Here is a 23,004-nt window from a genome sequence, read left to right on the forward strand (position 1 = left end):
AAGACCGAACGCGTGCATGACCATCCGAACGCGGTTCAACAAGGTTCAACCGACCGCGCCTTCCAAGCTGATACTCAAGAGTTTCTGAGCCTCGACCGCGAACTCCATCGGCAACTCGTTGAAGACCTCTTTGCAGAAGCCGTTGACGATCATCGAAACGGCGTCTTCCTCGGTCAATCCGCGCGAGCGGCAGTAGAACAGCTGGTCGTCGCTGATCTTCGAGGTGGTCGCCTCATGCTCCAGATTGGCACTCGGGTGCTTGACCTCGATATAGGGAAAGGTGTTGGCGCTGCAGCGGTCGCCGATCAGCAGGGAGTCGCATTGGGTGTGATTGCGCGCACCCTCGGCCCGCTGACTGATCCGTACCAGGCCGCGATAGGTTTGCTGACCTTCGCCGGCGGAGATGCCCTTGGAAACGATGGTCGAACTGGTGTTGCGCCCCAAATGGATCATCTTGGTGCCGGTGTCGGCCTGCTGACGACCCTTGGTGACGGCGACCGAGTAGAATTCGCCAATCGAGTCGTCCCCGCGCAGGATGCAGCTGGGGTATTTCCAGGTGATCGCCGAACCCGTCTCGACCTGGGTCCAGGAGATCTTGGAGCGCGCTCCGCGACACTCCCCGCGCTTGGTCACGAAGTTGTAGATGCCGCCACGGCCTTGGGCATCGCCGGGATACCAATTCTGGACGGTCGAGTATTTGATCTCGGCATCGTCCATAGCGATCAGCTCCACCACCGCGGCGTGAAGCTGGTTCTCGTCGCGCTGAGGCGCCGTGCAGCCTTCGAGATAGCTGACGTAGCTGCCGGCTTCGGCGATGATCAGTGTTCGCTCGAACTGGCCAGTGTTGCGTGCGTTGATTCGGAAATAGGTGCTGAGCTCCATTGGACAGCGCACGCCCTTCGGGACATAGACGAAGGTGCCGTCGCTGAAGACCGCGGCGTTGAGGCCGGCGTAGTAGTTGTCGGTATGTGGAACCACCGAGCCCAGATACTGTTTGATCAACTCCGGATGCTCGTGAACGGCCTCGGAAATGGAGCAGAAGATGACGCCCGCGTCGGCCAGCGCGGCGCGGAAGGTCGTGGCGACCGAGACGCTGTCGAACACGGCATCCACGGCGATCCCGGCGAGCGCCTTTTGCTCCTCGATCGGAATGCCGAGCTTCTCGTAGGTCTCGAGCAAGGCCGGATCGATCTCGTCGAGGCTCTTGGGCATGTCTTCCGGACGTTTCGGGGCCGAGAAGTAGGAGATCGACTGGAAATCGATGGGCGGGTAGTGGACCGAGGCCCAGTGCGGGGTCGCCATGGTCAGCCAGTGGCGATAGGCCTTGAGCCGCCACTCGGTCATGAACTCAGGTTCGCCTTTACGGGCGGAGATGGCACGCACCACCTCTTCGTCCAGACCGGGCGGCAGGGTATCGGACTCGATCTCGGTCACGAACCCATGCTCGTACTCGGATCGGACGATATCGTCGACAGCTTGGGTTGAGGTCATCTCTCCTGGCTCCGTTTTCTTGAGCGTTTTACTGGGTATTTACTATACGCCCTTCGCAGCGGGTTTCAACATCCCGCGGGACGTTCGGAATCGATCGGATCGTTCGGGCGTTGATCCTGACGAGAACCATGTCCGAGCGCCGCGCTCCGGTTTCAAGTGGTTTTGCGCGGCCGCTCAAATAATGACGCGATTATATTCGAATTTTCGCAACGCATTCAGCGCGGACTTGTTAATGCGAACAGTTCCCATTATTCTTGGCTTCAGACGGGAAACCGCCAAAACCGCAACCCACATTCGGCCCATCGGGAGGCCCGTACGCATGAAACCATCACGCTGTCTCATCTCCTCGATCTCCGGCGGAATCGCCGCAGCGCTCATTTTCGCCGTCCCGCCGAGCGTCGCCGCAGCCGACGAGGAGGTCAACCTCTACTCCGCGCGCAAGGAAGAGCTGATTAAGCCCTTGCTCGACCGCTTCACGGAGCAGACCGGCATCAAGGTGAACATGGTCACGGACAAGGCCGAGACCTTGCTCAAGCGCTTGGAGAGCGAGGGGATCAACTCCCCCGCCGACCTGCTGGTGACGGTCGATGCCGGCAATCTCTATCGCGCCAAAGCGGCCGGAGTGACGCAGCCGATCGAGAGTCAGGTGCTGGTCGAGGCGATCCCGGAGGCCTACCGCGACCCCGCGGGTCATTGGTTCGGTCTGTCGCTGCGAGCGCGCCCGATCCTCTATGTCGAGGGCAAAGTCGACCCCGCCAGCCTCTCGACTTACGAGGCCCTGTCCGACGCCGCCTGGAAGGGGCGTATCTGTATCCGCTCCTCGGACAATATCTACAATCAGTCGATGGTCGCCTCCATGATTGCCGCCGACGGCGTCGAAGCCACGCAGATCTGGGCAAAGGGTCTCGTCGCCAACATGGCGCGTCCGCCCAAAGGCGGCGATCGGGATCAAATCGCCGCCGCTGCGGCCGGGCAGTGCGACCTCGCCATCGCCAACACCTATTACCTTGCCGGCATGCTGACCTCGGGCGATCAAAGTCAGGTGGACGCCGCGCAGGTCATGCGCGTCTTTTGGCCGAACCAGGACGGTCGCGGCGCCCACGTCAACGTGAGCGGAATCGCAATGACCCACGCCGCCAAGAACAAGGAGGCGGCAACCAAACTTGCCGAGTTCCTCGTCAGCCCCGAGTCCCAGGCCTGGTATGCCGAGGTCAACGGCGAGTACCCGGTGCTCCCGGGCGCCCAAGTCAGCGAGCTCCTGCAATCCTGGGGCGAGTTCAAGGCCGACGACCTTCAGCTCTCCAAACTCGGCGAATTCGGGCCGGATGCGGTGCGCCTGATGGACCGCGCCGGCTGGAAATAGACGGGCGACCGCTCGAGAAGCGATAATGGGGCCCGAAAGGGCCCTCTCGGCGGGTCCTCCGCAACGCAGAGGCAGTCCTTTTCATGAGGCGATCGTGAGTTCGCATGAACGCCGAGGGTTGTGGTCGGCGAGCATCGTCGCGATCGCACTCTTGACCGGCCTGCCGGTTCTGGTGATCGTCGGCTTCGTCCTGGTTCCCGCCGGCGATGTCTGGCAGCATCTGGTCGACACGGTCCTCGCCGACTATGTGCTCAATACGCTGCTGTTGATGCTCGGAGTCGCTTTCGGCACCCTGATCGGCGGCGTCGGCACGGCATGGCTGACCAGCATGTGTCGCTTCCCTGGACGTGGCCTGTTCGAGTGGGCCCTGATCCTGCCCATGGCGATGCCCGCCTACATCATCGCCTATACCTACACCGGCATGCTGGATTTCGCCGGGCCGGTTCAAAGTACCCTCCGCGACTGGACCGGATGGGGGTTCGGGGACTACTGGTTTCCCGAGATCCGCTCGCTCGAAGGCGCCGCCCTGATGCTCGCCCTGGTCCTCTACCCTTACGTCTATCTGCTCAGCCGAGCGGCCTTTCTCGGTCAGTCGCTGTGCGTGCTGGACGTCAGCCGTACACTTGGCAACGGCCCCTGGCGCACCTTCTTTTCGGTCGCCCTGCCCTTGGCACGTCCCGCCATCGTCGCCGGCCTGACCCTGGCCCTGATGGAGACCCTGGCCGACTACGGTACCGTTCAGTATTTCGGCGTCCAAACCTTCACGACCGGGATCTTCCGCACCTGGTTCGGCTTAAACAATGCCGCGGCCGCAGCCCAACTCTCGGCGATGCTGCTCGGCTTCGTCTTGGTCCTGATCGCGCTGGAGCGGATCTCGCGCAGCCAGGCCCGTTACCACGATACCGGCCGGCGGCATCAATCGATCCGTCGCTACCATCTGACCGGCTGGCGCGCCGTCGCGGCCGTCGTCTTTTGCCTGATTCCGCTGATGCTCGGGTTCCTGATCCCCGCCGGACAGCTCGCAACCTGGGCACTGACGATCGCCGAGGGTGCCTACGATGCAGCCTTCTGGCGCTTGGTGCGCAACAGCCTCGAGCTCGCGGCCATCGCCGCATTGATCGCCTTGCTCTTGGCCCTGGTGCTGGGCTACGGCAAACGGCTGCATCCGACGCGAACGGTCACCGGAGCCGTCAAGATCGCCGGTCTCGGTTATGCCGTGCCCGGTACGGTCATCGCCATCGGCGTCATCATCCCCTTCGCCTGGTTCGACAATACACTGGACGCCTGGCTGCGCAGCACCTTCGACATCTCCACCGGCCTGCTGCTGAGCGGGACCCTGGCGGCCCTGATCTTCGCCTACCTGACGCGCTTTCTGGCCGTTGCGCTTCAGACGGTCGAGGCGGGGCTCGGACGGATCCGGCCATCGATGGACGAGGCGGGTCGCGCCATGGGCTATCGGCCGGCGCAGGTGTTGCGGTGCATCCACATCCCGATGCTCAGGGGCAGTCTGCTCACCGCGGTACTCTTGGTCTTTGTCGACGTGCTCAAGGAACTCCCGGCGACCTTGATCCTAAGACCCTTTAATTTCAATACGCTCGCGGTACGCGCCTACGAGCTGGCCTCCGACGAACGCCTGGCGGATACCGCGCCTGCCGCACTGACCATCGTGCTTGCAGGCTTGGTTCCGGTTATCCTGCTGAGCCGTTCCATCACCAAGTCCCGCAATGCCGACACAGCTTGAGGTCAGAGACGTCAGCGTCGCCTATGGCGACACCACGATCGTGCGCGATGTGTCCTTCCTCCTCGAGCGAGGCGTCATCGGGTGTCTGCTCGGCCCCAGCGGCTGCGGCAAGACGACCCTGCTGCGTGCCATCGCCGGGTTCGAGCCGGTCAGCCGCGGCGAGGTCCTTTTGCACGGGCGTCGTGTCTCGGTGCCCGGCAAGACCCTCCCCCCGGAGCAGCGGCGGGTCGGCATGGTGTTTCAGGACTTCGCTCTGTTTCCCCATCTCACGGTCGCACGCAACGTCGGATTCGGACTGCGCGGACTCAAACGCGTGGAGCGCGAGCAGCGCGTCGCCGAGCTTCTGGACCTGGTAGACCTGCGCCAAGCGGCATCCCAGTATCCGCACGAACTCTCCGGAGGAATGCAGCAGCGGGTCGCCCTCGCCCGCGCCATGGCGCCGCGCCCCGACATCCTTTTGCTCGACGAGCCCTTTTCCAGCATGGACGCGGAGCTGCGCGAGCAGCTCGCACGCGAGGTGAGGGATTTACTCAGACGCGAGGGTGTAACGGCGATCCTGGTCACGCACGACCAACTCGAGGCCTTCGCCATGGCCGATCAGATCGGGGTGATCGCAAACGGCAGCATTCGACAATGGGGAACCGGATTCGGGCTCTACCATGAGCCGGCGGACCGCTTCGTGGCCGATTTCATCGGCCAAGGCGTGTTGCTCCCGGCCGTCGTGGTCGACGAGACACGGGTGAAGACGGAGCTCGGGCGCGTTGCCGGGAGCAAACCGCACGGTTTGGTACCGGGAACGGCGGCGGAGGTCTTGATCCGACCCGACGACATGCTCTATGACGAGACCAGCCCGCGGCGCGCGGTCGTGGTCGAACGCGCGTTTCGCGGTGCCGAGTATCTCTATCAGCTGAGGTTGGAAAGCGGGACCGAGGTGCTCTGTTTGGTCCCGAGCCATCATCAACATGCGCTCGGGGATGACATCGGGATCCGACTCGAAGCGGATCATCTCGTGGTCTTTCCCTGCGCAAGCGCCGAGCCGGATGCGCCGGAAGACGCCGCGATCGGCAGCGAACCTCCGGCGCGAGCTTGATTGTCGATGATGGTCCGGAAATGGCGTCGGATCCCGGCGATGCAGGACCCCTTGCGCTCAGCCGCTTCGGCCGCCCTTCTTGGCCTTTTTCTCGGCCCGCTTCTCCTTCATGTTCTTCAGCGGCTGCTTCTTGGCTTCCTTCTTTTTGTCTTCGCCTTTGCTCATCTGTGTCTCTCCTCGGCCCGTCGTCGATCGGTCGGATGATCGGTCGGGTCGATCCAATGGTTTGGTCGGATGGGACCTGTACCGGCCCGGTTCTGCCCGATGATCGTCGGCGTTCAATCCTCGAATCGGCAGGAGGTTATCATGCCACAAGCCCCCCTTAAGGCCAGTGCCACACACACCGAGATCTCGACGGCGATGCGCAATCTCATCGCCGGCTATCTGGCCGTATCGGTCGGTGCGATCGCCCTGCTGCTGTTCGGCGGCGATCCATCGTCCGGGATATTTCTCGTCCTCTTTGCGCTACCATGGAGCCTGTTCGTCAGCCAGGTCAGCGGGCTGCTGGGAATCGACTCCGCTGCACTCAACCTTGCCTTGCTTGCGATCGGCGTCGGTATCAACGGCGCGCTGCTCTATCTACTCGGTCGCCGCTTGCGCAGACGACAATCGCCTTCTTGACCAACGCGAGATCACCGATGGCATCCTGGATCCTTTCCGCGCGCGCTCCACACCTTTTGATCGGCGTCCTGGCGTTCCTTGCCGTCGCCGGATGCACCAATCACCTACAGGAACGACAGCTGACCACGCCCACCGACCCGCGAGCACAGACGTGCGTGGCGAGCTGCGACCTGAGCCGAGGCCAGTGCGAGCAGCGCCAGCGCGTGCGTGAGCAGGAATGTCGGATGCATTACGCGCGACTGTCGGCGGATCACGAGACCTGTCTCGCCACGCCGGGGGCGCTCTGCATCAAGCCCGACACCTGCCCGGCTGCGGAGATGACCATCTGCACGATTCAGTACGAGGAATGCATCGTCGGCTGCGGCGGCACCGTCGAGACACGATTCTCGATGCCCCGCGTGCCCGGGACCTGATCGCGGGGGTTCGGATCCCGCTTCGAGACCGCGGGCGGGATGCTGCGCCTCGCGTGTGCTCGTGAGCTGTCTGCTTAGAGGGTTACACCGCGGGGCCGACCTTAGCGGACGTCCCGGAAGCATGTATACCGCATGACTTTTGCCGACTTGGCCTGCCAACCCTAAAAAACTCGAGGCTCGACCATGAACGACACCAATGTGACCTGGCATGAACATCAGGTCTCTCGCGCGGATCGCGAAGCGATGAAAGGACACAAGGGCTGCGTGATCTGGTTTACCGGACTCAGCGGCTCGGGAAAGAGCACGATTGCCAATACGCTGGACCATCGGCTCCACCAGCAGGGCATCCACAGCACTGTGCTGGACGGCGATAATGTCCGCCATGCACTCAACGCAGGTCCGGGCATACTCCGCGATGTTCATGGCGAGGAGTTCGCGCAGCGTTTCGGCCTCGGATTCTCCGCGATCGATCGTGAAGAGAACATTCGGCGCATCGGCGCGGTCGCACATCTCTTCGCGCAAGCCGGCATCATCGCCCTGACCGCCTTCATCAGTCCCTATCGCGCGGACCGTGACCGGATCCGGCACGCCATGCCGGAAGGCGACTTCATCGAGGTCTTCGTCGATACCCCGATCGAGATCTGCGAGACACGCGACCCCAAGGGGCTCTACAAGAAGGCGCGTGCCGGCGAGATCAAGGGATTTACCGGAATCGACGATCCGTACGAAGAACCGACTGCACCGGACCTCCGGCTCCATGCCGGTCGCCATCCGCCGGATGTCCTGGCCGACGAGGTGATCGCCTACCTTCGCTCGAGCGAAATCATCCTGCCGAGGTCCTGACGCCACGGGCCGCGATGCAGCCCGAGTCGATATCTTGAACAATCCCAAGTCGTAAGATGGGTTTCGCTACGCTCGCCCCACCCTATGTTTTTGCGGTCAACCCTTCTCGAGCAGGCTCCGCAGATCGATGATCGCCGCGTTCGCGCGCGAGATGTAGGACGCCATCACGAGTGAATGATTACCGATCGGCCCGAAACCTGTGCCGTTCAAGATCATCGGACTCCAGATCGGATTCTGGGTGTTCTCGAGCTCTCGGATGATCTGCTTGAGGGAGACCAGCGCGTTCTTGTCCTCCAGCACCTTCTCGAAATCGATCGAAAGGGCTTCCAGGGTATGCCGCAAGGCCCAGGTATAGCCTCGCGCCTCGAAGAAGACGTCGTCGATCTCCATCCACGGGGTCTTGTTCTCGCGCTCGCCGGCGGCCGGACGTGCCTGCCGAGCGCTTGGGTCACCCGCGAGTGAGGTATCCAGATACGCCTGTCCGACGGCGTAAGAGAGACGCTGCGCCAGGCTGCCCAGACGCTTTTCCGCCACCGCGAGATAGGATCTCAGGTTGTCGGATCGCGCGAAGAACTGCCCGTCCGAGGCATTGCCGTCGCTGAGACGTTCGAAATACCGGTGCATGGCAGCGATGCCGGTGCGATATTCGGACTCTGTCGATGGCAGGATCCAGGACTCGGAATCGTAGCTGAACTGTGGCTCGGCCACCTGAAGATCCTTGTCCTCGACCGATTGGGTCTGGGAGCGGGAAAACTCGTTGCGCATCGCTCGGGCCAAGTCCCGCAGCTCGGTGAGGGCGCCGAACTCCCAATTCGGGATATTGTCGAGGAGGACACCCGGCGGGGTCATATCGTTGCTCAGATAGCCGCCGGGTTTGTTCAAAAGGGTCTCGGCGATACCGATTGCGGCGGCGGTCGTGTAACTGCCGGTCACGAGCCGCACCGACTCACTCCTGTCGACGCCGGCGAGGCCCTCTGTCTTTTCTCGGATGTCGAAGGTTGCCGGCGAGCGCGACCAGAAGACACCGAGGATCGTAATCACCAGGATGTAGGTGACCACGAACAACCCTGCGGTCCACCACAACCCCTTCTCGCGCCAAGTCCGCGGATCGTAAAGCTTTACGACATCGGTCACCGTCTTCGGCAGGTGCGGCTTTTCCATCACATTCTCCGTGTTTTCGAAGGCTTGCGTGTTTGCGGGCGTGCGATGACGCTCGGGAGCCTCGGGGCAGTGCCGGCCTCGCGTCCGCGCCGTTGCGTGCCTGGCGGGTAACGCCCGCACCGGCCCATCGAGAGGGTCCGGCGCGGGGATCTCGGCCTAACGCATGGGGCTGAAGTGATTCATCCAACGCGGCATCGGCTCGACAACGGGCGGTGTAGGAGCCACCTCCGTTGCCTGAGCAGGCGTAACCGGCGCAAGCTCAACCGGAGCGGGTAGCACCGCCGGCGCGGCAGCGGTCGGCGCGTTCGACGGTGCAGTCGCCGCAGTGGGCGCCGCGGGTGCCGGAATCGAGGCAGGCGTCTCTTGCGCAACAGGCGTTGACGGAGCTTCCACCACCGGCTGAGCGGGCATGGCTGCCGGCTTGGATTCAGGCGGGGCCTTGACTGCCGGCGCCTCCACGACCTCCGCCTCGCTCAGATGCGCTTCGGCCGACGCCGGCTCCGTCGCCGGAGGCTCGGAAACAGGCTCCGGTGTCATCGGCATGACGACTACCGGAACCTCGATGAGGGGAGCAGGAGCCGCGCTCGGGGGCGCGGGATCCACGGGTGCGGCAGGCTGCGCCGACACCACTGGCTCGGCCGGCGCCTCGGGCACCTTCTCCGAGACGGCAGGCGCCTCGACGGGCGGAGCAGCAGGCGAGGCAGGAGCGACCGGGGCAGGCGCATCCGGGACGGGGGGAAGTGTGGGGCGGGTCGGGTGCGCCAAGGCGGGCGCTGCCGCGGGGCTCGGCCGAGCGGTGGCGGTCGATCCCGGCAGAGGCGCGAAATGGGGCATCCGGTACTCTTGCGGGGCGCGTACCGCCGGAGGTGCTGCCTTGACCGGTACCGGCTCTACGACCGGCTCGACCGTTGATTCAGACGGCGCGGCCTCGGTCTCCGAGGGTGACGCGGACACCGTCGGCCCTGCGGGCAAAGGGGCAAAGTGAGACATGCCGGAGGCGTCCGGAGGGCTCGTGACGGCCGGCGTCTCGGTCTCCGGAGCCTTCTCGGGCGCGGTCTCGGCGACAGCGGCGTCGGCCGCTGTCGCCGGAACGGCCTCGGGCTCCGGTGTCGCCTCGACGGCAGCGGTTTGCGCTTCCGGCTCGGACGCAGGCGCCGGTTGTGCATCGCTCGACGCAGGCTCAGGCACGGCAGCCGGAGGCGGAGCAGCCGATTCCGGCGTCGCCGTCACGGTCAACGTCCCGATCGCAGCGAGATTGGCGGCGACTTGAATCGGGGAGAGCGGCGCTGGTTCCGCGAAAGGGTCGGCGAGCGTGACGTACAGGGTTCCGACAACAGTCACAACGGCCACGGTCCAGACGGACGTCTTACCGATATCGATAGTCGCCAGTTTTGCTCGTGCTTGTGCGAGCGTGGCCACGACCTCTTTCATCAGGTTGATCCTCGTGTGGGACGGTTAAAAATGGATTTGGTCATAAAACCTGCTTAGGCTGCCTGAATAGGCGCGCAGGTTCAAGGGAGAACCACAATTGAACCGCGATCGGCGGTTCAACGACAATCGAGCGTGCGACAAAGATGGCGCGCTCGGGCTCCGGGAGCACCGGACACCCGGCCAGGCAAGGGAGCGACTCGTCGGCAAACGCAGGCGCCCGAGCGGCGTGTCGATCGTTGCGGGGATACGCGGATCGACTGCCGCATACCGGGCGCCCCGGATATATACTGCCGCGGATGTCGCCGGCCCGCCGAGACGCGATCCGACGCCCGTGCCGATCCGTGGTTCGGGGATCCGGTTTCGCACTCAACCGTTTATTCAAGGCTTCGGACATCCGTGATCCCTATGGCAACCAACCCTCTCTCAGGCGCCGGATACCTGCTCCAAGGCATCCGGCTGATCGCCCGACCAGGGGTGCGGCGGTTCGTCGTGATCCCCCTCGCGGTGAATATCCTGATCTTCTCGGCGGCCATTGCACTAGGCGTGCGTCTGTTCGAGCAATTCCTCGTGACCCTCGATACGCGCCTTCCGAGCTGGCTGGGCTGGCTGGACTGGATCCTTTGGCCCTTATTTGTCTTGGTCTTGCTCGTCGTCGTCTTCAACCTCTTCGCCTTGGTGGCCAACCTCATCGCGTCCCCCTTCAACAGCCTCTTGGCCGAAAAGGTCGAGCGGTTGCTCACCGGACGCCCGCTCGATCAAGGGAGCACCTTCACAAGCGTGCTGGCCGAGAGCGTGCCGATGCTCATCGAGGAGATCAGAAAATTTCTTTATGCCTTCGTTTTGGCGATTCCTTTTCTGATCCTGCTCTTTGTCCCCGTGGTCGGACAGATCCTCTGGTTTCTCTACATTGCCTGGGTGCTTGCCGTTCAGTATTCGGATTATCCGATGGGAAACCACGGGATGAAGTTTCGGGAGATGCGTCGGCGTCTCGGTCGACAACGCGCGATGAGCCTCGGTTTCGGCGCTTCCGCGGCCGCGCTGAGCATGGTGCCCCTAGTCAATTTTATCCTGATGCCGAGCGCCGTTGCGGGCGCCACCGCCATGTGGGTTCGCGAGCTGAAGGGGGCTAGCCAGTACCAAGGCGCGACCCAGTCCCGCGTTGCGACGCGCTGGGTCCTGCTTGTCATTGACCACCTCTCGGGCCGAATCGGCGGCGAGGTACTGGTCGGGCCACATGCCGGGCGGCCGCTCGATCAGGTGCCGACCGGAGACCTCGTGGAGATGCTCGATGCCTGCTACGCGAGCGACCCCGAGTCGGCCGAGGCGCTCGAGGTCTATCTCGATCGCGAGCGCGGACGCAAGACCGCGGAGGCACCGCGGCGCCGACACGCCGAAACGCCACGCGCACCGGTCGAGCGCATGCAGCCGGAGGAGGCCCGCGCCATCCTCGGGATCGGCCCGGATGCCGGTGCGCAAGAGGTACGCGGCGCGCATCGGCGACTGATCCAGCGGCTGCATCCGGACCGCGGCGGCTCCGATTACCTTGCCGCAAAGATCAACGAGGCGAAACAAGTCCTGTTGGACTGACGCCATCGGATCGAAGCTCGGATCGAGCATCTGCCCGAACCCCGGGATCCGGTGTACGAACGACCCGAGGTCACTTCAACGGCAATTCCACAGCTCGAGGCACAGCTCGCCCATGTTCGTCCGTATCTTGCTTGTGTTGATGGTGCTTGCCGCAGTGATCGGCGCCCTCGCCTACATCAAATACAGTCAGATCCAATCCGAGATCGCCATGTTCTCGCAACCCATGCCGGCACCGACGGTGACTGCCGTCACGGTCGCAATGACGGCCTGGGAGCCGACACTGGAGGCGGTCGGCACCCTGCAGGCGATCCAGGGCGTGGAGGTGAACAACGAGGTGGCCGGACAGGTCACGGCGATCACCTTCGAATCGGGTGCCATGGTCAAGAAAGGCGACATCCTGGTCAGGCTGGCCGATGAGGTCGATCGCGCCGACCTGGAGGGACTGCAGGCCGCGGAGCGACTAGCACGGATCAAGGTCGACCGCAACCGCTCGCTGCTCAAGGACCGCGCCGTCGCCCAAGGCGATTTCGACGAGATCAGCGCGCAGCTCGACCAGGCCCGCGCACAGGTCAAGGCCAAACAGGCGACGATCGAGAAGAAGACCATCCGCGCACCCTTCGATGGACAACTCGGCATCCGTCGGATCGACCTGGGGCAGTTCCTCGCCGAAGGCTCGTCCATTGTCCCGCTCCAGACCCTCGACCCTATTTATGTCGACTACGCACTGCCGGAGCGGCATCTGGGGCTCTTGAGGGTCGGGCAACAGGTGCAGGTGCGTGTCTCTGCGCATCCTGACCGGACCTTCGACGGGGTCATCCGGGTCATCAGTCCGGGGATCGACCAGGGCACGCGCAACGTTCGTATCCGCGCGGGCCTAAACAATCCGGACCTGGCGCTTCGCCCCGGCGGGTTCGCTCGGGTCGCGACCCTCTTGCCGCGCGAGGACGCCGTGATCACCATCCCGCGCGAGGCCGTCGCCTTCAATACTTACGGAGACGCGGTCTTCGTGATCCGCGAGGAGGACGGCAAGACGCTTGTCGAGCGCCGCCAAGTGCGCACCGGCGCGGTGCGCGGCGAGGAGATCGCGGTGCTCGAGGGACTCGCCGCGGGCGAGCGCATCGTCTTGTCCGGCCAAGTGAAGCTCGGCAACGCGCAAGAGGTCCGAATCGTCGATGCACGGAACGACACACCCGCAGTCGGTACATCCGAGCCCGAGACCAAGCCCGAAACGGAGTCAGAGCGCGAAGCGGAGCGCCTTCCCGAGGACACGGGGACATGACATTCACCGACATCTTCGTCCACCGCCCGGTCCTGGCGACCGTCGTCAGCCTGCTGATCTTCATCCTCGGCATCCGCGCCTTCATGGACCTGGAGATCCGCCAGTACCCCGAGACTCGGAACACCGTGGTGACCATCACCACGGCCTACCCAGGCGCCAGCAGCGATCTCGTCCAGGGTTTCATCACGACGCCTCTGCAGCAAGCGATCGCCGAGGCCAACGGGATCGAATATTTGGTCGGCACCAGCACCGCCGGGCTGTCGGTCATCGAGGCGAACATGCGCCTCAACTATGACCCCAACGCGGCCGTCGCCGAGATCCAGGCTAAGGTCGCCAGCCGCCTGAACGTCCTGCCCGAGGCCGCGCAGAACCCGGTCATCGACTCCACCACCGGCGACTCCACGGCGCTCATGTACCTCGCCTTCTACAGCGAGGAGATGACGCTCCCGCAGATCACGGACTACCTCATCCGCGTCGTGCAGCCCCAGCTCCAGGCCCTTGAAGGTATTGCCAAGGCCGAGATCTTCGGCGACCAGACCTTTGCGATGCGGATCTGGCTCGACCCCGCACGCATGGCCTCGCTGGGCGTGAGCGGCGACGAGGTCGCCCGCGTACTCGCCGAGAACAACTATCTCGCCGGCATCGGGCGGCTGCGCGGGGATCAGGTCCAGATCGATCTGTCGGCGACCACGGACGTCAGCCGCGTCGAGGACTTCCAACGCTTGGTCGTGCGCACCCAGGACGACACCCTAATCCGTCTCGACGACATCGCCGAGGTCGAGATGGGTGCCAAGACCTATGATTCGGCCACGCTCTACAAGGGCATCCCGGCCATCTTTATCGGCATCGAGCCCGCACCGGGCTCCAATCCGCTCGAGGTCGCCGCCCGGGTGCAGGACCTGATGCCCGAGCTCGAGACCCAGTTCCCCGAAGGGCTCAAGGCCTTCGTGCCCTACGACGCCAGCGAGTTCATCGAGGAATCCATCAAGGAAGTCTTCAAGACGCTCGCCGAGGCGGTGCTGATCGTGTTGCTGGTTATCTTTCTATCGCTCGGCTCGATCCGGGCGGCCTTGGTGCCGTCCGTCGCCGTGCCCCTGTCGATCGTCGGGGCCGGTTTCCTCATGCTCCTCTTCGGTTTCTCGATCAACCTCTTGACATTGCTCGCGATGGTTCTGGCGATCGGTCTGGTGGTCGACGACGCCATCATCGTGGTCGAGAACGTCCACCGCCATCTGGAGATGGGCAAGAGCGGCACCCAGGCGGCGATCGACGGGGCGCGCGAGCTGGCCATGCCCATCATCGCCATGACCCTGACGCTGGTGGCCGTCTACGCGCCCATCGGTTTCATGGGCGGGCTGGTCGGGTCGCTCTTCACCGAGTTCGCCTTCACCCTTGCCGGGGCCGTCGTGGTCTCGGGCATCGTTGCCCTGACCCTCTCCCCGATGCTCGCCGGGCACGTGCTGCGTGCCGGCAGCGATCAGAGCCGGTTCGAGCGCCGCGTCGAGCACATCTTCAAAGATCTTTCAAATGGTTATCGGCGTTTACTGCACGGCTGGCTTGAGTATCCGGGCGTCACGCTCCTGGTCGCCATCGTCATCCTGGCCGCCATTTACGGCATGTACAGCATGACCAAAAAGGAGCTGGCCCCGACCGAAGACCAGAGCATCCTCTTCTTCATGGGTACCACGCCGCAGACCGCGACCGTCGATCTGAACCTGCGCTACATCGACGAGATGCTGCCCATCTTCGAGTCCTTTCCCGAGTACGAGGAGAGCTTCATTATCGCCGGCATGGGCGGCGACCAGAGCGTGACCTTCGGCGGCTTCAAGATGTTCCCGCACTCGGAGCGCGAGCGTGGCCAGATGGAGATCCAGCCGCAGCTCCAAGGCATGCTCGGTGAGATCACCGGGATGCAGACGGTCGTCTTCCCTAGGCCGAGCCTGCCGACACCCGGCAACGGGATTCCGGTGGAGTTCGTCGTGCTCTCCGATCGCCCCGTCGCCGAGCTCGACGCACTCGCCGACCAGTTGCTCGGCAAGGCGATGGCGAGCGGGAACTTCATGTTCCTGAGCAAGGACATCAAGTACGAGCGGCCCCGCACCGTCCTGGAGGTCGATCGCGATCTCGCAGGCGATCTGGGGGTCAGTATGGCCGATCTCGGACGCAGCCTCTCGGTGATGCTCAATGAAGACTATGTGAACTGGTTCAGCCTCGAAGGCCGTAGTTATCAGGTGATTCCTCAGGTGTCACAGCGTTTCCGCAACGATATCGGAGAGTTGCAGGATTTTTACGTCCGCAACGCCGGGGGCGACCTCATCCCGCTGTCGGCCCTGGTCGAGATCCGTGACCAGGTCGAGCCCTCCAAGCGCGTCCAATTCCAGCAGCTCAACGCCATCACGCTCTCCGGCGTCATGACGCCCGGCGTCCCCTTGGGTGCCGCGCTCGCCTATCTGGAGCAGGAGGCGTCCGCCCTCTTTCCGCGCGGCGTGCGCTGGGACTACAAGGGCGAGTCGCGCCAGTTCAAGACCGAGGGCGCGGCACTCGAGGTCACCTTTTTCCTCTCGCTCCTGATCATCTATCTCGTGCTGGCCGCCCAGTTCGAGAGCTGGCGCGACCCTTTCGTCATCCTCATGTCGGTGCCGCTCACCATCGCCGGTGCCCTCGCCTTCCTCTTTCTCGGGTTTGCGAGCGTCAACATCTACACCCAGGTCGGACTCATCACTCTGATCGGTCTGATCGCCAAGAATGGCATCCTGATCGTCGAATTCTCCAACCAGTTGCGCGAGCGCGAGGGACTCTCCAAACGCGAGGCGGTCGAGCAAGCCTCGGCGATCCGGCTGCGGCCAATCCTGATGACCACGGTCTCCATGCTGGTCGCCATGATCCCGCTCCTCATCGCCACAGGTCCGGGCGCCGTGAGCCGTTTCGACATCGGGCTGGTGATCATCACCGGACTGGGCATCGGCACGCTCTTCACGCTCTTCGTCGTGCCGGCCTTCTACATGCTGCTCTCGCCGGTTCAGCATCGGACCATCGGCGTCGTGCGTCCCGAGACCGATGCGACCTAGCGCAGCACGGCAGATATGTCGAGACGGTTCGTTGTCGTTGTCGTGATCGACCGCTGCGACTAGGATCACAAGCAAATTACAAAGAGCAGGAGACCCCGATGTCTCTCTACGATCGAGATTTCTTCGCTTGGGCCAACGAGCAGGCCGCATTACTGCGTGCCGGTCGTCTCGCGGCCGCCGACATCGAGAACATCGCCGAGGAGATCGAAAGCATGGGTCGGAGCGAGAAAAGGGAGCTCCTGAGTCGACTCGCCATCCTGTTGATGCACATGCTCAAATGGCAGGCGCAACCGATGCTGCGAGGCAACTCGTGGCGCGGCACCATCAGGATTCAGCGCCGCGAGATCGCCCGCCACTTGGCGGACAATCCAAGCCTCAAAGCGAAGCTCCCCGAGATCTTGTCGGCCGCTTACGGCGATGCCGTCTTGCTTGCGGCGAACGAGACCGGACTGGCTGAATCGGCGTTTCCGTCGCTCAATCCATGGCGCTTCGACGAGATCATGGACGATCATTTTTGGCCGGGTACGAACGACACGGCATGAACCACCGGGTGACCCCGTCGCGACCGCAGGACCGGCGTCACCCGGGTACTGCTTCTCCAGCAGATCATGACCGAGTTGGCGGAGGATGGCCGCTGTGGAATCGGTCTGCAAGAAGGCCTATCGGCGCTCGGGAACGACCCGGGGACTCCGACGCCTCACCGACCGGATCCGCGCGGCGAGATCGGCCCAGGGTACGCGCAAGCCTAGCAAGACCGCGAGGATGATCGCGTAGATTGCGGGCTCCAAGAGATCCGCCTTCACCAGCCAGAGATAGTGCAGCACGCCGAGCACGCCGATGGCGTAGATGGCCCGATGCAGCCTCTTCCAGCGCCGACCGAGACGGCGGATCCAGTCTTGGGTGGAGGTGATGGCCAAAGGCACCATCAAAACGAAGGCCGCGAAACCGACTGTGATGTAGGGCCTTTTGAGCACATCCTCGGCGATCGTCCCCAAATCGAAGAATCGATCCAGCCAAAGGTAGGTCGTGAAGTGCAGGACCGCATAGAAGAAGGCGAACAGGCCCAGCATGCGCCGGAACCGTACCAGCCAGGCTTGCCCGGTCAGACGCCGTAAAGGGGTCACCGCGAGCGTGACCAAGAGAAGTCGCAGGGTCCAATCACCGGTGAAATGCGTGATCACCTCGACCGGATTGGGTCCGAGCGCACCGCTCGCCCCGCGCGAGATCAAGAAGCCGAGGGGCACCAGGCAAAGCAGGAAGCCCAGCGGCTTGCCGTAGCGCACAAGTATCTCGCTTCGAGTCATCTCAGTAAAACCGTTTCAGGTCCATCCCGGCGTACAGATCGGCCACCTGATCCGCGTAGCCGTTGAACGGCAGTGTCTCGCGCTTCTTCGCCAGCCAGCCGTCGCCGATCACGCGATGGGTCCTCTGACTCCAGCGCGGATGGTCCACGGCCGGATTGACGTTGGCGTAGAACCCGTACTCGTTCGCCTGCATGCGGTTCCAGGTCGCCGGCGGCTCCTTCTCGGTGAAGCTGATCCGCACGATCGACTTGATGCTCTTGAATCCGTACTTCCAGGGAACGACGAGACGCAAGGGCGCACCGTTCTGGTTCGGCAGCAGCTCGCCGTAGAGACCTGTCGAGAGAATCGTCAGCGGATGCATCGCCTCGTCCATCCGCAGCCCTTCGCGATAGGGCCAGTCGAGCACGCGACGCTTCTGTCCCGGCATTTGCTCCGGATCGTAGAGCGTCTCGAAAGCAACATACTTGGCCTTGGAGGTCGGCTCGAAGCGTTTGATCAGGTCTGCGAGCGGGAACCCGACCCAGGGCACCACCATGGCCCAAGCCTCGACACAGCGCAGCCGATAGATGCGTTCCTCCTGCGTGAATGACGCGAGGATGTCCTCGATCCCGATCTCGCCGGGCGCGGCACATTCTCCGTCGACGGTGACCGTCCAGGGGCGCGGTTTAAGAAACCTGGCGTTGGTCTGCGGATCGGTCTTGTCCGTGCCGAGCTCGTAGAAATTGTTGTAGCTGGTGATGTCTTCGAGGCTGGTCGGGGGCTCGTCGGTGCTGAATGGACTCGGGCGGACATTCGGGATCGCTTCCCCCGCAAGCACCCGAGTTGGCCCCGCACCGGAGAACCCGAGCGCCGCGAGACCGATTCCGGATGCAGACGCCTTCAAAAACTCACGGCGGCGCTGCCACACCTGCGGCGGCGTGATCTCGGAGGGCAGGATATCGGCGGGTTTCTTGATCAGCATGTCGTCTCCGGAATTCTGGGATGCGCCCTCGCCGTTCGGCATTGGATCGCACGTTCAACAGACCCGGCGCCTCGCCGGGTTCTTTCATGCCGATTAGATGGGGACGAGATCGGTCGGTTCGCGAGGGCGAAGGGACGAAAGGATTGAGATCGAATCCCTAAGCCACAGCATTCATCAGCAATTTTTCTTAAACCTTTCGAGCATCCGAGACGCTGATTTCAGACATCAGCTTCAGAGCTCGACGCGGGTCCCTGGCGGACTCGAGGCAGGTCGACGCGACCACCAGGATGCCAGCGCCGCTCCCGAAAGGTTATGCCAGATTGAAAACACGGCACCGGGCAGCGCCGCAGCCGGGCCGAAGAACTTCACCGCAAGGGCGACGGCGAGTCCCGAGTTCTGCATCCCGACCTCGATCGCCAGCGTGCGTGCCGTGGCCTCGTCCCGACCGAGCAGACGCGCGAGCCAGTAGCCGGCGGCGAGTCCGATCCCGTTGTGCAGCGCGACCGCGATCACCACTGCAAGGCCGACATGCGCGAGTTTGCCGGCGTTCAGGGCGACGATGATGGCGATGATGAGGACGATGGCGGCGACCGAGACGAGCGGGAAGACCGCCTTGACGGGTCCGATCCGCGAGCCGAGCCAGCGGTTGACCAGAAGACCCAAGGCGAGCGGCGCCAAGACGACCTGGGCGATGGAGATCAACATCTCCAGGGCGGGAACAGGGACGCTCTCGCCGAGATAGAGCCAGGTCAAGGCCGGCGTCAGCAGCACGGCGGCGAGCGTCGAGGCGGTCGTGAGCGTGATGGAGAGTGCGACATCGCCCTTCGCGAGATAGCAGACAAGGTTCGAGGCGGTTCCGCCCGGGGCCGTCCCGACCAGGATCAGGCCCGCCAGAAGCTCGGGCGGAAAACCCATCGCCATACCGATCGACCAGGCCGCGAGCGGCATCACGCCGAACTGGAGCGCCATCCCGAGTCCGAGGAGACCGGGCCGGCGCAGGACGGCCGCGAACTGGCTCAGGGTCAGGGTGACGCCCATCCCGAACATCACCAGACCGAGCAAGGGCAGGACCGCCGGCTTGAGCCCGACGAGCCACTCCGGGAACAGATAAGCAACGCTCGCGCCCAGGACGGCCCAGAGCGGGAACCAAGTCGCGATGCGCGTCATACCAGTCTTGCTCCGAGGCGAATTTCGACCAATCGGGTTTAGGCGGGTATAGGCGATTTCCGGAAACCGCAGAACCGCCGTGTGTCGGGCTGAAGCCCGACAAAGGCACCGCAGGATAGAGAGACGCCGGGTCGGACTGAAGTCCGACCCACAGCGCGCTGGCGGATCTGATAGCCTACTCTGCCGCCGCCAACGCCTGTTCCAGATCGGCGATGATGTCGTCGATATGCTCGATGCCGATCGAGAGGCGGATCAGGTCCTCGGAGACGCCGGCGCACGCCAGCTCCTCGGGCGAGAGCTGTCGGTGGGTCGTCGTGGCCGGATGACAGGCAAGCGTCTTGGCATCGCCGATGTTGACCAGACGCACCGTCAGCTTGAGCGCATCGATGAACCGGGCACCGGCCGCGCGCCCGCCCTTGATGCCGAACGACAGGATGGAGCTGGCCTTGGCGCCGTCCATATACTTCTGCACCAGCGGATAATCCGGGCTGTCGGGCAGTCCGGCATAGCGGACCCATTCGACTTGGGGTTTCGCCTTGAGGTACTCGGCCACAGCGATCGCGTTCTCGCAGTGCCGATCCATGCGCACATGCAGTGTCTCGATGCCTTGGAGGATCAAGAAACTGTTAAAGGGCGAGATGGCCGCGCCCATGTTGCGCAGGGGCACGACGCGGGCGCGGGCGATGTAGGCCGCCGCGCCGAGCGTCTCGGTGTAGACCACGCCGTGATAGGAGATGTCCGGCTCGTTGAGCATCGGGAAGCGGCTTGCGTGCTCGGCCCAGGGGAATTTGCCCGAGTCGACCAGGACGCCGCCGATCGTGGTCCCGTGTCCGCCCATGTATTTCGTCGCGGCATGGACGACGATGTCGCAACCGTGCTCGAATGGGCGGCACAGGTAGGGGCTGGGTACGGTATTGTCGACGATGACGGGCACGCCGTGGGCATGTGCCATGTCCGAGATCGCGCGCAGATCCGCGACGTTGCCGGCGGGGTTGCCGATGGACTCGCAGAAGACCGCCTTGGTCTTATCGTCAATCTGTGCGGCCATGCCCTCGATGTCGTTGGGCGCGGCGAAACGCACCTGGATCCCGAGTCGGGGCAAGGTGTGGGCGAAGAGATTGTAGCTCCCGCCGTACAGGGTCGAGACCGCGACGATGTTGTCCCCTGCCTGAGCGATGGTGAAGATGGAGGCGGTCACCGCGGCCATACCCGAGGCGAGCGCCAAGCCCCCGACCCCGCCTTCCATCGCAGCCACACGTTGCTCCAGCACGTCGCTGGTCGGATTCATGATGCGGGTGTAGATGTTTCCGGCGACCTTTAAATCGAAGAGATCGGCGCCGTGCTGGGTATCGTCGAAGGCGTAGCTGGTGGTCTGATAGATGGGGGTGGCGACCGCCTTGGTGGTCGGATCCGGGGCAAAACCGGCGTGAATCGCGAGCGTCTCGATCTTCATTGTGGCTCCTGGTGGTGGTGTCGTTGTCGTGGGCGAGGCGATCGTCGGCCTGCCGAGCGGCATTCGCGGAAAGGCCCGCCGATGGTATCCATCAGGTCCGACACTGTCGATCGATGCCGAGCCATCGCTGCGCAGCCGGATAAGGTCATCCCTGGATTCGGCTGCTTCTGGTAGATTTACAGGGTCGGCTGCGACGAGTCGGCCACCCGAAAACACAACAACGACGGCGGAGGATAAACGAGATGGTCGAGATCAAACATCGCGAGACTGGACAGGTCCTCGAAACGATCGACGCGGACACCCTTGCGGGTGCGGATCTGCGAGACATGCACTTGAACGGCGCGGATCTGCGCGGCGCGGACCTCTCGGGCGCCAACCTGGAGTCGAGCGATCTGGTCGGCGCCTTGCTGAGCGGCGCACGGCTGGTCGATGCCGTCCTGATCGCGACCGATCTGACCGACGCCGACCTCAGCAACGCCGATCTCACGCAGGCCCATCTGGGCGCGGAGCGACCGTCGCGTGCGGCGACACTCAACGGCGCGAACCTCGAGCAGGCGACGCTCGAGCGCGCCGATCTGCGTCATGCCGATGTCAGAAGGGCCAACCTGCGAGGTGCCAACCTGGGGCATGCGGACATGCGCGGCACCGACTTTCAGGGCAGCGATCTGTGTCACGTGGTCGCAACCAAGGCGCTCTTTATCCGCGCCAATCTGCGCGAGACCAATCTGTGCGGTGCGGATCTGCGCGATTGTCACCTCAACGATGCGAATCTGGCGGGCGCCAGCATGCACGAGGCCGACCTAAGCAGCGCCCTTCCAGGCGGGTTTACGGTCATCAACCTGGCCAACTTCGAGGGCGCCGATCTGCGCGGATCCAAGCTGCGCAGCGTGTCGGCCCAAGAGACCAATTTTCGCAATGCCAACCTCACGGATGTCGACCTGACCAACGCCGTGCTCGGGGGTGCGATCCTGCGCCGCGCCGACGTCACCAACACCGATTTTTCGGGCGTCGAGCTGGCGAGTGTCACGATGGAGTTCGCCAACTTTTCAAAGGCGCGCAACGCCGTCTATCCCTCTTACAAGAAAAATCTCAGGTAAGTTATGGCTAGTGAAGGAAGTGGTGAGGAACGGATTGCCATCCTCGGCGCCGGGATCTCCGGACTGAGCCTGGGTTGGCTGCTCTCGCGGATGGGCAAGCGGGTCACGCTGTTCGAATCCACCGATCGGATCGGTGGACTGGCGCGCACCTTCCACTGGCACGGCGTGCCCTGCGATATCGCGCCCCATCGGCTCTATACGCAAGATCAGGCGCTCGTCGAGATGATCGAGTCCCTGGTGCCGTTGCGCGAGCATCGCCGCAACAGCCGCATCCTGATGAAGGACAAGGTGATCGCGGATCCGATCAATCCGATCGAGCTGGTCCTGAAATTCGATCCAAAAACCGCAGCCAGCTTGATCATGGGCTTTCTCGCGCGTCCGAAGCTCTCGGAAGACTCCTTCGAGGCGCTGGCCCTAAATCGCTATGGGAGAGGGCTTTACGACTTCTTTTTCGAACCCTATACGAAAAAGATGTTCGGTGTTCCGCCCAGCGAGCTCTCGGTCACCTGGGGGCGGGAGAAGCTGCGCTCATCCGGACTTCTCGACACCATCCGGCGCAGCTCCAAGACCTTCTTCAGTACCTTTCACTACCCGGCCGATGGCGGTTACGGACAGATTGCCGACGCCATGCATAGACACATCCATGGTGAGGTGATGCTCGAATCCAAGGTGACCGGCCTCGAACGCACCGAGAACCGGGTGACCGCGATCCAGTATCGTCGACACGGCGAGTCGCACCGTTTCGAGTGCGACCGTGTCTTCAGCACCCTGCCGGCCACCCTGCTCGGGCGGATGCTCGGGGAGGACTTCAAGCTCAGGTATCGCGGCATCGAGCTGGTCTATCTGCATGTGAAGAAACCGCGCGTGATGCCCTACCAGTGGGTCTATTTCGGCGACGGCGATGTCGTGATGGCCTTGATCATCGGTTGGTCCA

19 protein-coding genes are annotated in these 23,004 nt (G+C 63.5%); 12 read left to right on the forward strand and 7 right to left on the reverse strand.

What is annotated here, in order from left to right:
- Window positions 1-45: 45 nt before the first annotated feature.
- Window positions 46-1,491: a Fe-S cluster assembly protein SufB gene (gene sufB, locus B4N44_RS09625; protein ID WP_296699941.1), complete on the reverse strand. Its 1,446-nt coding sequence runs from the start codon at window positions 1,489-1,491 to the stop codon at window positions 46-48.
- A gap of 319 nt (window positions 1,492-1,810) precedes the next feature.
- Here sufB and B4N44_RS09630 point away from each other — a divergent pair, with 319 nt between their 5' ends.
- From B4N44_RS09630 to cysC, 6 genes are all read left to right on the forward strand, one after another.
- Window positions 1,811-2,854 (forward strand): Fe(3+) ABC transporter substrate-binding protein, encoded by a 1,044-nt coding sequence (locus B4N44_RS09630; protein ID WP_296699946.1) that lies wholly within the window; start codon window positions 1,811-1,813, stop codon window positions 2,852-2,854.
- Window positions 2,855-2,879: 25 nt separating this feature from the next.
- On the forward strand, window positions 2,880-4,595 hold the full coding sequence (locus B4N44_RS09635) for an ABC transporter permease (protein ID WP_414718136.1): 1,716 nt from the start codon (window positions 2,880-2,882) through the stop codon (window positions 4,593-4,595).
- A complete protein-coding gene (locus tag B4N44_RS09640) occupies window positions 4,579-5,685 on the forward strand; it encodes an ABC transporter ATP-binding protein (RefSeq protein ID WP_296699952.1) in 1,107 nt (368 codons plus the stop codon). Before B4N44_RS09635 ends, B4N44_RS09640 begins: the two co-directional genes overlap by 17 nt.
- Window positions 5,686-5,991: 306 nt before the next feature.
- On the forward strand, window positions 5,992-6,306 hold the full coding sequence (locus B4N44_RS09645; protein WP_296699956.1) for a hypothetical protein: 315 nt from the start codon (window positions 5,992-5,994) through the stop codon (window positions 6,304-6,306).
- A gap of 17 nt (window positions 6,307-6,323) precedes the next feature.
- Window positions 6,324-6,719 carry a hypothetical protein gene (locus B4N44_RS09650; protein WP_296699959.1) on the forward strand — a complete coding sequence of 132 codons (396 nt, stop codon included), beginning with the start codon at window positions 6,324-6,326 and terminating at the stop codon, window positions 6,717-6,719.
- 183 nt (window positions 6,720-6,902) lie between these two features.
- A complete protein-coding gene (gene cysC, locus B4N44_RS09655; protein ID WP_296699961.1) occupies window positions 6,903-7,562 on the forward strand; it encodes an adenylyl-sulfate kinase in 660 nt (219 codons plus the stop codon).
- 96 nt (window positions 7,563-7,658) lie between these two features.
- On the opposite strand, the gene B4N44_RS09660 is transcribed toward cysC, so the two are convergent.
- Window positions 7,659-8,723 (reverse strand): DUF2333 family protein, encoded by a 1,065-nt coding sequence (locus tag B4N44_RS09660; protein ID WP_296699964.1) that lies wholly within the window; start codon window positions 8,721-8,723, stop codon window positions 7,659-7,661.
- Window positions 8,724-8,879: 156 nt separating this feature from the next.
- A complete protein-coding gene (locus B4N44_RS09665; RefSeq protein ID WP_296699968.1) occupies window positions 8,880-10,154 on the reverse strand; it encodes a hypothetical protein in 1,275 nt (424 codons plus the stop codon).
- 405 nt (window positions 10,155-10,559) lie between these two features.
- On the opposite strand from B4N44_RS09665, the gene cysZ reads away from it, so the two are divergent.
- From cysZ to B4N44_RS09685, 4 genes are all read left to right on the forward strand, one after another.
- Window positions 10,560-11,741 (forward strand): sulfate transporter CysZ, encoded by a 1,182-nt coding sequence (gene cysZ / locus B4N44_RS09670; RefSeq protein WP_296699970.1) that lies wholly within the window; start codon window positions 10,560-10,562, stop codon window positions 11,739-11,741.
- Between the two features lie 112 nt (window positions 11,742-11,853).
- Window positions 11,854-13,020 carry an efflux RND transporter periplasmic adaptor subunit gene (locus B4N44_RS09675; protein WP_296699973.1) on the forward strand — a complete coding sequence of 389 codons (1,167 nt, stop codon included), beginning with the start codon at window positions 11,854-11,856 and terminating at the stop codon, window positions 13,018-13,020.
- Window positions 13,017-16,088, forward strand: coding sequence for an efflux RND transporter permease subunit (locus B4N44_RS09680; RefSeq protein WP_296699975.1), 3,072 nt, complete (start codon window positions 13,017-13,019; stop codon window positions 16,086-16,088). Before B4N44_RS09675 ends, B4N44_RS09680 begins: the two co-directional genes overlap by 4 nt.
- Window positions 16,089-16,186: 98 nt before the next feature.
- Window positions 16,187-16,630 (forward strand): DUF29 domain-containing protein, encoded by a 444-nt coding sequence (locus tag B4N44_RS09685; protein ID WP_296699978.1) that lies wholly within the window; start codon window positions 16,187-16,189, stop codon window positions 16,628-16,630.
- A 117-nt stretch (window positions 16,631-16,747) separates the two neighbouring features.
- Here the strand turns inward: B4N44_RS09685 and B4N44_RS09690 are convergent, their stop codons facing one another.
- The 4 genes from B4N44_RS09690 to B4N44_RS09705 all read right to left on the reverse strand — a co-directional run bounded on the left by B4N44_RS09690 (window position 16,748) and on the right by B4N44_RS09705 (window position 20,973).
- Window positions 16,748-17,392, reverse strand: a complete 645-nt coding sequence (locus tag B4N44_RS09690; RefSeq protein ID WP_296699980.1) for a sulfite oxidase heme-binding subunit YedZ — start codon at window positions 17,390-17,392, stop codon at window positions 16,748-16,750.
- 1 nt (window position 17,393) lies between these two features.
- Entirely contained in the window at window positions 17,394-18,353 is a 960-nt protein-coding gene (gene msrP, locus B4N44_RS09695) for a protein-methionine-sulfoxide reductase catalytic subunit MsrP (protein WP_296699983.1), read from the reverse strand.
- Window positions 18,354-18,584: 231 nt separating this feature from the next.
- Entirely contained in the window at window positions 18,585-19,520 is a 936-nt protein-coding gene (locus B4N44_RS09700) for a bile acid:sodium symporter family protein (protein ID WP_296699986.1), read from the reverse strand.
- Between the two features lie 175 nt (window positions 19,521-19,695).
- Window positions 19,696-20,973 (reverse strand): O-acetylhomoserine aminocarboxypropyltransferase/cysteine synthase family protein, encoded by a 1,278-nt coding sequence (locus tag B4N44_RS09705; RefSeq protein WP_296699989.1) that lies wholly within the window; start codon window positions 20,971-20,973, stop codon window positions 19,696-19,698.
- Window positions 20,974-21,215: 242 nt separating this feature from the next.
- Between B4N44_RS09705 and B4N44_RS09710 the strand changes: the two genes are divergently transcribed.
- Both B4N44_RS09710 and B4N44_RS09715 read left to right on the forward strand, forming a co-directional pair.
- The gene (locus B4N44_RS09710; RefSeq protein WP_296699991.1) at window positions 21,216-22,070 is read left to right on the forward strand and encodes a pentapeptide repeat-containing protein; all 855 of its coding nucleotides are present in this window, start codon (window positions 21,216-21,218) and stop codon (window positions 22,068-22,070) included.
- A 3-nt stretch (window positions 22,071-22,073) separates the two neighbouring features.
- Window positions 22,074-23,004, forward strand: a 931-nt coding sequence (locus B4N44_RS09715; RefSeq protein ID WP_296699994.1) for a protoporphyrinogen/coproporphyrinogen oxidase, incomplete at its 3' end; no start/stop codon positions are given.

The organism is Thiocapsa sp. UBA6158 (assembly GCF_002423035.1).
Taxonomy (GTDB): Bacteria; Pseudomonadota; Gammaproteobacteria; order Chromatiales; family Chromatiaceae; genus Thiocapsa.